Source organism: Bradyrhizobium sp. ORS 86, from assembly GCF_045571475.1.
Lineage (GTDB): Bacteria > Pseudomonadota > Alphaproteobacteria > Rhizobiales > Xanthobacteraceae > Bradyrhizobium.
Map to the genome: position 1 here is coordinate 7,086,109 of NZ_CP120699.1, position 13,892 is coordinate 7,100,000.

At 63.8% G+C, this 13,892-nt stretch carries 14 protein-coding genes; 10 read left to right on the forward strand and 4 right to left on the reverse strand.

The window, feature by feature from the left end:
- Window positions 1-161: 161 nt before the first annotated feature.
- The 4 genes from P6U25_RS32785 to P6U25_RS32800 all read left to right on the forward strand — a co-directional run bounded on the left by P6U25_RS32785 (window position 162) and on the right by P6U25_RS32800 (window position 3,882).
- On the forward strand, window positions 162-1,004 hold the full coding sequence (locus tag P6U25_RS32785; protein WP_407148866.1) for a fumarylacetoacetate hydrolase family protein: 843 nt from the start codon (window positions 162-164) through the stop codon (window positions 1,002-1,004).
- 164 nt (window positions 1,005-1,168) lie between these two features.
- Complete coding sequence (locus P6U25_RS32790) at window positions 1,169-1,780, forward strand: glutathione S-transferase family protein (RefSeq protein WP_407148867.1); 612 nt, start codon at window positions 1,169-1,171, stop codon at window positions 1,778-1,780.
- 111 nt (window positions 1,781-1,891) lie between these two features.
- Window positions 1,892-2,995: a serine hydrolase domain-containing protein gene (locus P6U25_RS32795; RefSeq protein ID WP_407148868.1), complete on the forward strand. Its 1,104-nt coding sequence runs from the start codon at window positions 1,892-1,894 to the stop codon at window positions 2,993-2,995.
- A 17-nt stretch (window positions 2,996-3,012) separates the two neighbouring features.
- Entirely contained in the window at window positions 3,013-3,882 is an 870-nt protein-coding gene (locus tag P6U25_RS32800) for an MBL fold metallo-hydrolase (RefSeq protein ID WP_407148869.1), read from the forward strand.
- Between the two features lie 174 nt (window positions 3,883-4,056).
- On the opposite strand, the gene P6U25_RS32805 is transcribed toward P6U25_RS32800, so the two are convergent.
- Window positions 4,057-4,599, reverse strand: coding sequence for a methylated-DNA--[protein]-cysteine S-methyltransferase (locus P6U25_RS32805; RefSeq protein ID WP_407148870.1), 543 nt, complete (start codon window positions 4,597-4,599; stop codon window positions 4,057-4,059).
- A gap of 151 nt (window positions 4,600-4,750) precedes the next feature.
- On the opposite strand from P6U25_RS32805, the gene P6U25_RS32810 reads away from it, so the two are divergent.
- Window positions 4,751-5,560, forward strand: a complete 810-nt coding sequence (locus P6U25_RS32810) for an alpha/beta fold hydrolase (RefSeq protein WP_407148871.1) — start codon at window positions 4,751-4,753, stop codon at window positions 5,558-5,560.
- A 68-nt stretch (window positions 5,561-5,628) separates the two neighbouring features.
- Here the strand turns inward: P6U25_RS32810 and P6U25_RS32815 are convergent, their stop codons facing one another.
- A complete protein-coding gene (locus tag P6U25_RS32815) occupies window positions 5,629-6,084 on the reverse strand; it encodes a carboxymuconolactone decarboxylase family protein (RefSeq protein ID WP_407148872.1) in 456 nt (151 codons plus the stop codon).
- A gap of 107 nt (window positions 6,085-6,191) precedes the next feature.
- Between P6U25_RS32815 and P6U25_RS32820 the strand changes: the two genes are divergently transcribed.
- The 4 genes from P6U25_RS32820 (at window position 6,192) to P6U25_RS32835 (ending at window position 10,270) form a co-directional block, all read left to right on the forward strand.
- On the forward strand, window positions 6,192-7,058 hold the full coding sequence (locus P6U25_RS32820) for a sigma-70 family RNA polymerase sigma factor (RefSeq protein WP_407148873.1): 867 nt from the start codon (window positions 6,192-6,194) through the stop codon (window positions 7,056-7,058).
- A 164-nt stretch (window positions 7,059-7,222) separates the two neighbouring features.
- Entirely contained in the window at window positions 7,223-7,897 is a 675-nt protein-coding gene (locus P6U25_RS32825) for a GntR family transcriptional regulator (protein ID WP_407148874.1), read from the forward strand.
- A 111-nt stretch (window positions 7,898-8,008) separates the two neighbouring features.
- A complete protein-coding gene (locus P6U25_RS32830) occupies window positions 8,009-8,809 on the forward strand; it encodes a phytanoyl-CoA dioxygenase family protein (RefSeq protein ID WP_407148875.1) in 801 nt (266 codons plus the stop codon).
- Between the two features lie 153 nt (window positions 8,810-8,962).
- Entirely contained in the window at window positions 8,963-10,270 is a 1,308-nt protein-coding gene (locus P6U25_RS32835; protein WP_407148876.1) for an NAD(P)H-dependent oxidoreductase, read from the forward strand.
- A 96-nt stretch (window positions 10,271-10,366) separates the two neighbouring features.
- Here the strand turns inward: P6U25_RS32835 and P6U25_RS32840 are convergent, their stop codons facing one another.
- Window positions 10,367-11,452, reverse strand: a complete 1,086-nt coding sequence (locus P6U25_RS32840) for an NAD-dependent epimerase/dehydratase family protein (protein WP_407148877.1) — start codon at window positions 11,450-11,452, stop codon at window positions 10,367-10,369.
- A 305-nt stretch (window positions 11,453-11,757) separates the two neighbouring features.
- Here P6U25_RS32840 and P6U25_RS32845 point away from each other — a divergent pair, with 305 nt between their 5' ends.
- The gene (locus P6U25_RS32845; RefSeq protein ID WP_407148878.1) at window positions 11,758-12,846 is read left to right on the forward strand and encodes a TRAP transporter substrate-binding protein; all 1,089 of its coding nucleotides are present in this window, start codon (window positions 11,758-11,760) and stop codon (window positions 12,844-12,846) included.
- A gap of 85 nt (window positions 12,847-12,931) precedes the next feature.
- Here the strand turns inward: P6U25_RS32845 and P6U25_RS32850 are convergent, their stop codons facing one another.
- Entirely contained in the window at window positions 12,932-13,549 is a 618-nt protein-coding gene (locus P6U25_RS32850) for a hypothetical protein (RefSeq protein WP_407148879.1), read from the reverse strand.
- Between the last annotated feature and the right edge of the window lie 343 nt (window positions 13,550-13,892).

Genomic DNA, 13,892 nt, shown 5'->3' on the forward strand with positions numbered 1-13,892 from the left:
CGGTGTGCGGCCGCCGGCGTGCAGCCGATGGGTCAGGCGCACCTGCGCCTTTACCACCCTACCCTGCGCTTTCGGCGGTTGAATTTCCCCGCATGCTGTTCCATGAAGCGTACCGAGGTATACCAGCAACAATCCTCTAGGCACCGCAGGGAGTGATCACTATGAAGCTTGTTCGTTATGGCGAAAAGGGCGCGGAAAAGCCCGGTCTGATCGACAAATCCGGCCAGCTCCGCGACCTCTCGGCCCATCTGAAGGACCTCACCGGCGACGCCTACGCGCCGGAGCAGCTAAAGAAGCTCGCCGGCCTCGATCCCGCCTCCCTGCCCGCGGTCTCCGGCAAGCCGCGCCTCGGCGCGCCCGTCACCGGCATCTCCAAATTCGTCGCAATCGGATTGAACTATGAGGATCACGCCAGGGAAACCGGCGCGCAGATTCCGAGCGAGCCGATCTTCTTCATGAAGGCGAGCACGTCATTGTGCGGCCCGAACGACCAGGTCGAGAAGCCGCGCGGCTCGACCAAGCTTGACTGGGAAGTCGAGATCGCCGCCATCATCGGCACCCGAGCCAAGTACGTCTCGGAGGCCGACGCCCTCAATCATGTCGCCGGCTACTGCATCTGCAACGACGTCTCCGAGCGCAATTTCCAGACCGAGCGGCTGGGTCAATGGACCAAGGGCAAGTCGCACGACACGTTCGGTCCGGTCGGACCGTGGCTTGTCACCAAGGACGAGATCGCAGACGTGCAGAACCTGTCGATGTGGCTCGACGTCAACGGCCAGCGCCGCCAGACCGGCTCGACCAAGACCATGATCTTCTCGATGGCGAAGTGCATCTCCTATGTCTCGCAGTTCATGACGTTGCTGCCCGGCGACATCGTCACCACCGGCACCCCGCCCGGCGTCGGCATGGGTATGAAGCCGCCGACCTATCTCAACGTCGGCGACGTCGTGACGCTCGGCATTGAAGGCCTCGGTGAACAGCGCCAGGAGATTATCGCGGCGTAGGACGTGGCTGACAACGACCGTCATTGCGAGCCAACGGGTCGCGCGAACGCGCGCCCGATGACAGGCTCCGCGAAGCAATCCATGCCGCCACATCGGGGATCGATGGATTGCTTCGCCGCTTCGCTCCTCGCAATGACGGTCTCATCCATCGCTGAGGTGTATTCATGAAACTCACCTTCTCTCCCGCCTCCCCCTTTGCCCGCAAGGTACGCATCGCGGCGATCGAGCTCGGCCTGATCGACAAGATCGAGCTGGTGCCGGCCACTGTCGCGCCGGGGCAGGCCAACGACGAATATTCGAAGATCACGCCGCTGAAGAAGCTGCCGGTGCTGATCCTCAATCACGGCGACGTCATTCTCGATTCCTATGTCATCGTCGAATATCTCAACGAGCTCGGTGGCGGCCGGCTGATCCCGGGCTACGGCCCGCGGCGCTGGAAAGTGAAAACCGATCATTCACTGCTCAACGGCATGCTCGATTCCATGTTGCTGTGCCGCTACGAGAAGATGACGCGGCCCCAGGGCTCGGCATGGCCGGCCTGGTATGACGATCACTGGAATCGGGCGTGGACCGGCATGGCGCGGTTCGAGAACCAGCCCGAGGTGCTGAACGGCCCGTTCGACATCGCGCAGATCGGGCTGGTTTGCGTGCTCGGCTATGCCGACTTCCGCTTCGCCGATTGCGGCTGGCGCAAGGCCTATCCAAAGCTCGACGCGTTCTACCAGAAAATGCGGGAACGACCGTCGGTGAAGATCTCTGCGCCGCCCGCGGCGTAACGCTAGGACAAGGGGGAGATGAGCATGAGCGACCACCTCCCCAAAATCCTTCTCTGCGCGAGCCTTTTGCTCGCGCCGATCCCGTCAAGTACGTCAGCAAGGGCGGACAGCATGGCGATCGGTCAACGAAGTCTCGCTTGCGGATCACCGTCGTCGCTCGACGATGGCTGGGTGACCGCCCCGCCCGAGAGCGTCGGCATGGACGGCGCGCGGCTCTGCGGCATCGCCGAACGGCTGCAGCTCAGGGGCTCGGAGATTCACGCCGTCGTCGTGGCGCGGCACGGCAAGCTGGTGTTCGAGCAATATTTTGCCGGGATCGACCAGCCATGGGGTCATCCGGCGGGCCACAGCGAATTCGCGGCCGCCACCAAGCACGATATGCGTTCGGCGTCGAAGAGCGTGACGTCGCTGCTCGTTGGCCTTGCCATCGACCACAAACTGATCGCTGGCGTCGACGAGCGTGTGCTCAAATTTTTCCCGGATCATCAAGCGCCGCAACCGGCGGGATGGGACGCCATCACGCTGCGCCATTTGCTGACGATGTCGTCAGGCATCAAATGGGATGAGACGCTGGCATGGGCTGATCCTGGCAACGACGAGCCGCATCTGGGATATGAGCCGGATCCGGTCGGCTATGTGCTCTCGCGGCCGATCGCCGCGCCGCCGGATACGTTGTGGACCTACAATGGCGGTGGGACCGACCTGCTGGGCAACATCGTTGAACGGGTCTCCGGCAAGCCGCTGGAAACGTTTGCGCGCGAAATGCTGTTCCAGCCGCTCGGCATCACCGATCTCGAGTGGAAGACATATCCGAAGAACGGCAGGATCGCAGCCGCGGCCGGCCTCAGGCTGCGGCCGCGGGATGCTGCCAAGATCGGCCAGCTCGTGCTCAATCACGGCATCTGGAACGGCCAGCAGATCATCTCACGGGATTGGATCACGCAATCGATCGCGCCGCGTTTCCAGGCGGTCGGCTATTTTGGCGGCACGCTGTTCTACGGCTATCAGTGGTGGCTGGGGCGTTCCTTGTCAGAAGGCAAGGAAGTGAAGTGGGTCGCGGCGTTCGGTTGGGGTGGCCAGCGCATCATCATCGTCCCCGATCTCGATCTTGTGATGATGACGACGGCCGCCCAGTACGGCCAGCCGAAGGAAGGCCTTGCGGCGATGGATATCCTCGCCAACATCGTTATTCCCGCCGTGCGCGACGCGCACTGACTTTCAAGGAAAGCACCATGAGCCTGAAATTCACCGTCGGCGATCTCACCATTCATCGCATCATCGAGCAGGAGACCACCTTCCTGCCCGCACTCGAGATGCTGCCCGGGCTGACACCTGAGGTGCTCGCGGAGAATCGCGCCTGGATGAAGGCCGCCGGCGCGCTCGACGACAGCGACACGCTGATCCTGGCGTTCCAGTCCTATGTCGTGAAGACGCCGCACCACACCATCCTGATCGATAGCTGCATCGGCAACGACAAGCCGCGGCCGACACGGCCGAGCTGGAACATGAAGACCGACGACGGCTATTTGCGCGCCCTCGCCGCAGCCGGCGTTGCGGTCGGCGACATCGACTACGTGATGTGTACGCATATGCATGTCGACCATGTCGGCTGGAATACACGGCTGGAGAACGGCCGCTGGGTGCCGACGTTCCCGAATGCCCGCTACGTGTTCGACAAGACCGAGTTCGACTACTGGACCGAGACCAATGCGAAGGCCGAGGTCGGCCCGTTCGTCGACAGCGTGCTGCCGGTGGTCGAAGCGGGCAGAGCCGAGATTGTGCGCAGCGATTTCGCTATCGGTGATCACACCCGCATCCTGCCGACGCCCGGCCACACGCCGGGCCATGTCGCCTTCAGCTTCGGCCGCGGCAAGGACGACGCGGTGTTCTCAGGCGATCTGATGCATTCGCCGATTCAGACGCATTATCCGGAACTGTCGCCGAAGTTCGACGTCGATCCTGCGCTCGCGGCGAAGACACGGCGTAGCTTCCTCGAGCGCTATTGCGACACCGACACGTTGTGCTGCCCCGCGCATTTCCCCTCGCCGTCGGCCGGCAGGATCAAGCGGAAAGGCAACGGATTCGTGTGCGAAATGGCGTAGCAGTCTGCTCACTTCACCTCGTCCCGCTTGCGGGGAGAGGTCGGATTGCATCGCGAGATGCAATCCGGGTGAGGGGGTACAGGTCTTTCGGCTCCCACCGCCTCGTGGATAGAGCCCCTCACCCCGACCCTCTCCCCGTAAGGAACGGGGAGAGGGAGTCGGAAGAGTATCGCCTCAATCGAACAGGCTCGGCGTGTGGTTCACGACCGCGCCTTCGATCTCCAGCATCTTCAGCTTGGTGACGACGCCGCCATTGGCGGAGAAGCCGCCGGGCTTGTTGCCTGCCGCCAGCACGCGGTGACAGGGCACAACGATCGGGCACGGGTTGCGGCCGAGCGCCTGGCCGACATCGCGCGACAGCTCGACGCCGCCGAGTTGCTTGGCAATCTCGCCATAGGTCATGGTCTTGCCCGGCGGGATCCTGCGCGCGATGTCGTAGACGCCGCGGTTGAACTCCGGCACGCCCGCGAGATCGAGCGCGATGTCGGCAAGGTCGTTCGGCTTGCCCGTCAATAGCTCGACCATGCCGTCGATCGCGTGCTGCACCTCGGCCGGTGGGGCCGCTTCGGTGACGTCACCGCTGCGCTGGACAATGCGCTTGCGCGTCTTTTCTTCGTTGCCCATCGGCAGTTGCACGCCGGTGATGCCGTGCTCGCCCCAGACCACGCCGCAGGCGCCGATCGGAGTGTCGAAAATCGCAAAATTCTGGCCCGTCATAGCTCGCTCCAAATGTTCCATTGGATATTTCCTGGCTCATCTTCTGAACCTGATGTTGGAGCGGAATCTAGGCTTGGAGAATGTTGCTATCCACCCGAATCCTGTGGGAACTTGCACCAAATCAACAACATCACGCAGTCCGCGAGCCCTTATGCAAAGCCTCCACGTCAACGGTTTCGATATGCCCTATCTCGATATCGGCGCGGGCCCGCCGCTGGTCTGCGTGCATGGCTCGCTGTGCGATTTCCGGATCTGGTCGTCCGTGCTGGGGCCGCTGACGCGCAAGCACCGCGTGATTGCAGTCAGTCTGCGGCACTTTTTCCCGGCGCAATGGGATGGCGTCGGCGACACCTATTCGATCGCCCAGCACGTCGACGATGTAATCGCCTTCATCGAGACATTCGACTCAAGGCCGGTCGACCTGATGGGCCACTCCCGCGGCGGTCACATCTCGTTTCGGGTCGCGCAGCGGCGACCGGATCTCTTGCGCAAATTGATCCTCGCCGAGCCCGGCGGAGAGCTTGACGGCACGCTTGATCCCGACTTCCAACCCGGCCCGTCGCCGCTGGCGGCGCGGATCGCGGCCTCCGCCGACCTGATCGCCAAGGGCGATATCGACGGCGGCATGCAGATCTTCATCGACGCGCTGGAAGGCCCCGGCGCTTGGCGGCGCCTACCGGCCGCGCCGAAACAGATGCTGCTCGACAACGCCATGACGCTGATCGGCCAGACCCGCGACAAGCGCCCGCCCTTCTCCAAGGCGGACGCGGAGGCGATCAAAACGCCGACACTTTTCATCGGCGGCGCCAACACCAAGGGCGTGCTGCCGAAGGTGTTGCATGCGCTCGCCGCCCATGTGAAGGACGCGCGCATCGAGATGATCCCAGGCACCACGCATCCGATGTTCGAACAGGCGCCGCGCCGCTATTGCGAGATCGTGCTGGAGTTCTTGGCGAGCTGAGCTTACTACCTCGCCCCCCTCACCCCGACCTTCTCCCCGCGAAGAACAGGGAGAGGGAGAACAGCGGCTCACACCTTCCACACGCCGACCGGCTGGCGCACGGCGACGTTGAGTCGATTCCACACATTGATCGCAGCGATTGCGAGAACCAGGGCAGCAAGCTCGCGTTCGTCGAAATGCTTGTCGGCCTCGTTCCAGATCGCGTCCGGTACCGGATCCTCACGGTCACTGAGGCGAGCCAACGCTTCAGTGAGCGCCAGCGCGGCGCGCTCGGCTTCGGTGAAATAGGGCGTGTCGCGCCAGGCGGCGACAGCGAACAGCCGCTCATCGGTCTCGCCGGCGCGCTTGGCAAGCTTGGGATGCATGTCGACACAGACGCTGCAGCCGTTGATCTGGCTGGCGCGCAAATGGACCAGTTCGAGCAGCCGTTCCGGCAGCCCTTGCTTGGTGCTCTCGTTGAGCGCCTGGATCGCCTTCATGGCCTCCGGGATGACCATGACCGGGTGGTTCATACGGGCTTGCACGATGTCAGTCTCCCGCTTTTTTGACGCGGCCGCGCCGATCTGCTGTCACATCGGCCGGGTCCGCTCCGTCATGGGCATGACGGAGCAAACCCAAGGGAATGTGACCGATGGACGAGAAAAAGTTTCTGGCCGAGCAATTCGAGGCCAACCGGCCCCGCTTGCGGGCTGTGGCCTATCGCATGCTGGGCTCGACCGCCGAGGTCGACGACGCCGTGCAGGAAACCTGGCTGCGGCTGAGCCGCACCGACGCTACGACAGTCGACAATCTCGGCGGCTTCCTGACCACCGTGATCTCCCGCATCTGTCTGGACATGTTGAGGTCGCGCAAATCGCGCCGTGAGGAGCCGATGGGCCCGCAGGTGCCGGAACCGATTGCCGACGGTGATCACGAACGGGAGGCCGAAATGGCCGATTCCGTCGGCGCCGCGCTGCTGGTGGTGCTTGAAACGCTGGCGCCGGCCGAGCGGCTCGCCTTCGTGCTGCACGACATGTTCGCGGTGCCGTTCGAGGATATCGCGCCGATCGTCGGCCGCACTCCGGCCGCCGCGCGGCAGCTTGCCAGCCGCGGGCGGCGCCGCGTGCAAGGCACCCGGCCCGCAGCGGACGCTGACCTCGGCCGACAGCGCGGAATCGTCGAGGCGTTTCTCGCGGCCTCCCGCAACGGCGATTTCGAAGGGCTGCTCGCGGTGCTCGATCCTGATGTGGTGGTGCGTGCCGATCAGGCCGCGCAGCGGCTCGGCTCGCTTCCGGAAATCCGTGGCGCTGCGGCCGTCGCCGAGGCGTTCAAGGGACGGGCAAAGGCGGGAAAGCCCGCGCTGGTCGATGGCGAGATCGGCGTTGCCGTCATCCTTGGCGGCCAGTTGCGCCTCGTGCTGCGCGTTACGATTGCCGGCGACAGGATCGCCGCGATCGAGGCGGTCGCCGAACCAGGGCAGATCGAGACGTTCGATGTCGAGGTGCTCGATCGAGCCTGATGTGACCGACCGCTTGCCGCATGCGGCGTTGCCTGTCCGTGGCCAGAACAGCATATCCTTCAATTGGTTAGATAAATCGGAAAACGAACTCTTGACCATTCGTGGTCAGCGCCGTAGCCTCGATTTCGAATACGGAATTCCGTATTCCGTCATGGATGACCGGCATGATCCCATTGGACCCGCTCCCGAACCTGATCGACCAAGTCTATGCGCGGATATTGGAGGCGATCATCGATCGCACGCTGCTGCCCGGCCAGCGCATCACCCAGAATGAACTTGCCGAAAAACTCGGCGTCTCGCGCCAGCCGGTCTCGCACGCATTGCATCTCTTGCACCGGCAAGGCCTCGTCGCCGAAAGCGGCCGGCGCGGCTTCGAGGTGACGCAACTCGATCCGCTGCGCATCCGCCAGCTCTATGAAGTGCGCGGCGCGATCGACGCGCTGGCGGCGCGGCTCGCGGCAGCGCGCGCCAAGGACGATGCGGCGGGACGCGCGCGGCTCGCGACGGCGCTCGAAGCCGGGCGCGCGATCGATGGCGATACATCGCTGGCACGCCTGATCGCGCTCGATGTCGACTTCCACAGCGCGATCTATCGCCTCGCCGGCAATTCGGCGATCGAGGAAATGATCGCGCCGCAATGGCCGCATATGCGCCGCTCGATGGCCACCGTGCTTGCCGAGCTCGACTATCGCGACAGCGCCTGGACCGAGCATGAGGCCATCGCCGCGCAGATTTTCTCCGGTAACGCGGCAGGCGCGGAGGCCGCCGCGCTCGCGCACGCGCAGACGGCGGGACGGATGACGGAAGAAAAGCTGAGGGCAATCGACGTGGCGGCGTGATTTCGCATCGTCCTTCCGGGATCGTGCGCCAGCACCAGACCCGGATTCTCGAGATTCCGGGTTCGCTACGCGCCCCGGAATGACAACAACGAACAACAGGAGGAAAGCACCATGAAACTCACCCCGGAGCAGGTCGAATTTTTCCATCACGAAGGCTGGCTGTTCCTGCCCGAGCTGTTCAACCAGGAAGAGGTCGATTTCCTCGCGCGCGAAGCGGTCTCGATCTATGACGCCAACCGCCCCGAGGTGTGGCGAGAGAAAAGTGGCGCACCGCGCACCGCGTTTGCCGCGCATCTCTACAACGAGGCGTTCGGCGTTCTCGGCGCGCATCCGCGCATGATCGAACCGATCGAGCAGATCTTCGGCGAGAAGGTCTACATGCATCAATTCAAGATCAATGCGAAGGCGGCCTTCACCGGCGACGTCTGGCAATGGCACCAGGATTACGGCACCTGGAAGCGCGACGACGGCATGCCGGAGCCGCGGGCGATGAACATCGCGATCTTCCTCGACGAGGTGATGCCGATCAATGGCCCCTTGATGCTGGTGCCGCAGAGCCAGACCGCCGGCGACCTCAAGGCCTCGCACGACCTCGAGACCACATCGTACCCGTTGTGGACGCTGGATGAGGAGACCGTTACGCGGCTGGTGAAGCAAGGCGGCATCGTCGCGCCGACCGGCAAGCCCGGCGGCATGCTGATGTTCCACGGCAATCTGGTGCACGGATCGAGCGGCAACATCACGCCCTATCCGCGCAAGATCGTCTACCTGACGCTGAATGCGGTTTCGAACTACATCCGCACCCCGACGCGGCCGGACTACATCGCACACCGCGACTTCACGCCGATCCAGACCGTCGAGGACGACGCATTGCTGCGGTTGGCACGTGCGCCGCGGCAGGCGGCAGAGTAACGGTCAGCACACACTCGTCATGCCCGGGCTTGACCCGGGCATCCACGAACAAGCACAAGTGCTCTCGCCAAGACGTCGATGGCCGGGTCACGCCCGGCCATGACGAATTTGGAGACGGTCTCCGCCTCGGCGCACCAACATCGGATCCACATCATGAATCTGCATCACCTCCTCCAAACCCGCGCCGCCGCCGGAAAACCGGTCCGCGTCGTGCTGATCGGCGCCGGAAAATTCGGTTCGATGTTCCTGTCGCAGGTGCCGCATACGCCGGGGCTTGAGGTGCCCGTGATTGTCGATCTCGACCCTGATCGTGCGCGCGAGGCGTGCCGCACGGTCGGCTGGGACGACGAGCGGATCAAGGCGACCACGTTCACCGACGACGGCGCGCGGGCGATCGCCGGCGGCGCGCTCGACGTGGTTGTGGAAGCGACCGGCAATCCCGCGGTCGGCATCCGCCATGCCCGCGCCGCGATTGCCGCCGGCAAGCATGTCGTGATGGTCAATGTCGAGGCCGACGTGCTGGCGGGACCGCTGCTCGCCGAAGAAGCGCGGAAGGCCGGCGTGGTCTATTCACTCGCTTACGGCGATCAGCCGGCGCTGACCGCAGAGATGGTGGATTGGGCGCGCGCGACGGGCTTCCGCGTGGTCGCAGCCGGCAAGGGCACGAAGTACCTGCCCGCCTATCACGACGTTACGCCGGAGGGCGTCTGGCAGCACTACGGGCTCACCGCGGGCGAGGCGCAATCCGCAGGCATGAATCCGCAGATGTTCAATTCCTTCCTCGACGGTACCAAATCCGCGATCGAGATGGCAGCGATCGCCAACGCCTGCAGCCTCGACGTGCCTTCACAAGGACTGCTGTTTCCGCCCTGCGGCGTCGACGACCTGCCGCATGTGATGCGGCCGCGCGATAAGGGTGGCGTGCTGGAGAAATCCGGCATCGTGGAAGTCGTGTCGTCGCTGGAGCGCGATGGCCGCCCGGTGTTCCGCGACCTGCGCTGGGGCGTCTATGTGGTGCTGGAAGCGCCGAACGATTATGCCGCCGACTGCTTCAAGCAATACGGCCTCAAGACCGATTCATCGGGCCGCTTTGCCGCAATGTACAAACCCTATCACCTGATCGGGCTCGAACTGAACATCTCGATCCTGTCGGCGGCGCTGCGCAACGAGCCGACCGGGCAGCCGCGCGGCTTCCGAGGCGATGTCGCGTCCGTCGCCAAGCGCAACCTGCGTGCCGGCGAGATGCTCGACGGCGAAGGCGGCTACACGGTGTGGGGCAAGCTGACGCCGGCTGCCGCCAGCCTCGCGGCCGGCGCGCTGCCGATCGGGCTCGCGCATCGCGTCAAGCTGAAGCACGACGTCGCCCATGGCGCGGTGGTGCGCTGGAGCGATGTCGAGGTTGACGAGAGCAACGACACGATCAAGACGCGCAAGGCGATGGAGAAGGCGTTTTCGCGTTAGCGATTCTGTCATTCGGACTCGAAGAAAGGGAGTGCTCTTAACCTCTCCCCCGTCCTTTACGGGGAGAGGGAGACGGGAGAGCGCAGGCTGACTGACTCAAGGCAGCAACCGGCTGGCCTTCGCCCGCTTGAACCATTTACGGAACATCACCTCGGTGTCCATCATCTCGGTGAAGCCGGCCTGGTTGATCTTCACGGTGGAGACGATCGAGGGCGGGCCCGCCTCGGTTTTTCCATAGCGCATGCTGTAATCGGCATACTGGAATGACAGGCCGACGAATTCTTCGAGACCAGGCGCGATCAGGCCCTGCGCCCTGCGAAGCTCGTCCCACGGTGCGATCCATTTTGGGTATTCCCGCGCGAGCGACAGCGGCACGCGCCGGCCCGGTTTCATCTCGAGCGCATCCGCGATCGCGGGCCAGATGTTGTCCCAGGTGAAGACGTCGCCATTGGTGACGTTGAAGGCTTCGTTGCGCGCGGTCTCGGCTTCGCCCGACCAGGCGATCGCACGGGCCAGAAGATCGACATCGACCGCTTGCGCCACCCGCGGCGCACCGCCGGGATAATCGAGCGGCTTGCCCTCCGCGCGCAGCATCGCAGCATAGACGCCGAGCGGCGGGATCAGGTCCATCGCGCCGCCCATGGCCTCGCCGATGATGAGCACGGGACGCAGGATGCTCCAATGCCAGCGCTTGCCCTGTTGCAGATCGCGCAGGAAATTCTCCTGCGCCCAATAGAAATTCGGCTGCTCGTACATTTCCGAGCGGCCCTCGCGCGCCGGCACCGTGAGCGGCCGGACATGGACGCCATAGGCCTTGGTGCCCTGCAGCAGCGCGACATGCTTCAGGTCAGGCGCGACCGGTTCGAGCGCGCCCATCAGATTGCGCAACATCAGGTCGTTGGTCGCGATCTGCCGCGCGTCGCGCCAGCCGTCGACCAGGTTCGATGCTTCATAGAGCGCGGCATAGATCAGGTGAGTCGCGCCGCTGAACTCGGCTGCGGCGCGACCACAATCCTCCGCGCTCGCCAGGTCGATCGGTACGTGACGCGCGCCATAGAGCTCGCGCGGCTTGCGGCGCGACAGCGCGATGCACTCACAATCACCGGATGCGCTGAAATGTCGCAAGGCGGCGCTGCCGACGAGGCCGGTTGCGCCGGCGACCACGACTTTCTTGCGGGTCATGTCCTTGAACTCCTATCACGCTCGCCCCCCTTGCCTAGCAGATCGCAGCGCTTCGGGCAGCGTCTGTCCTGCTCTTCGCACCGCGGCATCTTCCCTGATGTTCGCACTTGCGGTGAGCGTGGACGCTTGATTTCCTAGTCCGAACCGTCATCCTCACCCGCCGAACCGCATACGCGGCATCCACCAACAAGAGCCCGTCGAGGGCCACCGAGCACACTCACCACAACAACGTCGATCGATCGGCGAAGAAAGACGGCAGCAAGATCGTTCCCTGGTCGAGATATCGACAAACAGGAGGGAAACGCATGAAACGTCGTGATTTCTTGAAGGCCGGCGGCGTCGGGCTGGCCACAACCGCGGTCGCTGCGCCTGCGGTTGCGCAGTCGATGCCGGAAGTCAGGTGGCGGCTGGCGGCAAGCTGGCCGAAGGCGCTCGATACGCTCTATGGCGGCTGCGAATTCTTCTGCAAGCGCGTCGCCGAGCTCACCGACAACCGATTCCAGATCCAGTCATTCGCCGCCGGTGAAATCGTGCCGGGCCTGCAGGTGCTGGATGCCGTCTCCAACGGCACCGTCGAGATGGGCAACACGGCGCTCTATTACTACTGGGGCAAGAATCCCGCGTTCACCTTTGGCACGTCGCTGCCGTTCGGGCTTAACACGCGCCAGCACATCTCCTGGCTGCAATGGGGCGGTGGTACCGAACTCATCAATGATCTGCTCAAGGACTACAACTGCGTCGGCATTCCGACCGGCTCGACCGGCGCCCAGATGGGCGGCTGGTTCCGGAAGGAGATCAAGTCGATGGCGGATCTGCAAGGCTTGAAATTCCGCGTCGGCGGCTTCGCCGGCAACATCATCGCCAAGGTCGGCGGCGTGCCGCAGCAGATCGCAGGCGGCGACATCTATCCGGCGTTGGAGAAGGGCACCATCGATGCGGCCGAGTGGGTCGGACCATATGACGACGAGAAGCTCGGCTTCGTGAAGGTCGCGAAGTTCTATTACTATCCTGGCTGGTGGGAAGGCACCGGCCAGGGCCACAACGTGATGAACGCCCAGAAGTGGAACGCGCTGCCGAAGCATTATCAGGCGGCGATCCAGGCCGCATCCGAAGATACGTTCACCTGGGTGACCGGGAAGTATGACGCCGTCAATCCGCCGGCGCTGAAACGCCTGATCGTGGCCGGCGCGCAATTGCGACCGTTCCCGCAGGAGGTGCTGGAGGGCTGCTACAACGCGGCCAACGAGATCTACGCCGACCTCGCCAAGAGCAACCCGCATTTCGGCAAGATGTATGCGAGCCTGACGAGTTATCGCAACGAATCACTCGCCTGGATGCAGGTCGCGGAGCTCTCGTTCGACAGCTTCATGATGCGGATGCGCACGCGGACATAAATCGCAGGACCTTGCCCGAACGAGTCGGCCCAACAAAAAAGCCCCGGAGAGTTCTCCGGGGCTACATCTCGATTCGACTGGTGGCTCAGTTCTCGTCGCTGCCGCCGAACGCTGTCATCAGCTTATCGTAGTTCTTCGTGACCAGATCGATATTGCCCTTGTTCTCGACCGCCGGCGGCGGCGACTTCAGGGCCTCGTTGAGATCGGCGAGCGCTTCCTTCTTGTCGCTGGCCGACATCTTCTTGTCGGCCTGCACCTGGGCGATCTGCGCCTTCAAGACAGCCTCCGGTCCAACATATTTCTTGGTCTGCGGATCGAAGCCGCCGAGCACCAGCGCGATGTTGTCGACGACGTTGTTGTAGTCGTCATAGCTCGCAAAGCCGTGCTTCTTGGCGATGCCCTCGAGCTGGGCGATGACCTTCGGATCCGGCTTGGCATTCTCAGGCAGTTTCGCGGTGATCGGGTCCATCTCCTTGGACGCGGCGAGCGCGCCGTCGATCTGCTTGTCGTTGAGCGCGATCTGCTTGATCGGGGGCGGCTGATCCTGGGGAGCCGGAGCTGCCTGCGCAGGCTGCTTGGCCGGTGGCGCCGCCTGCTGCTGCTTGGCCTGCGCGAACGCTCCGCTGTTCGACGCCGCGGTCACCGCTACCGCAAGGCACGCGACGCTCAACGCAGCAAATATGGGGCGGACGATCTCACGCATGGAAGTCTCCTTGCTGGGCAGGGATTGCCGGGGCATGTCGGACCCAATGGGTACGGAACCCGAAATGAATGCCCCATGAACTTTGGTCTTAGAAGATGACGACCGATCACGGCCGAACGATCACGAACAGTTCAGAGTCGGCGGATTGCGTCCCGCTAACGGCACGAGCGTCATTCCGTTCCCGTCAGAGCAGCGTTGATTGATTCGCATCTCCTTCGCGCCCACCGAACTGCGTAAGCGCGCATCGATGATCAAAGAGTCCCCGAAAGGAAGCGCGCCCTGGGACACGGGCGCGACGTTGTGGCTGCGAGGTCGCATTGCCCGCTGCACCCAAGCCTGCGCG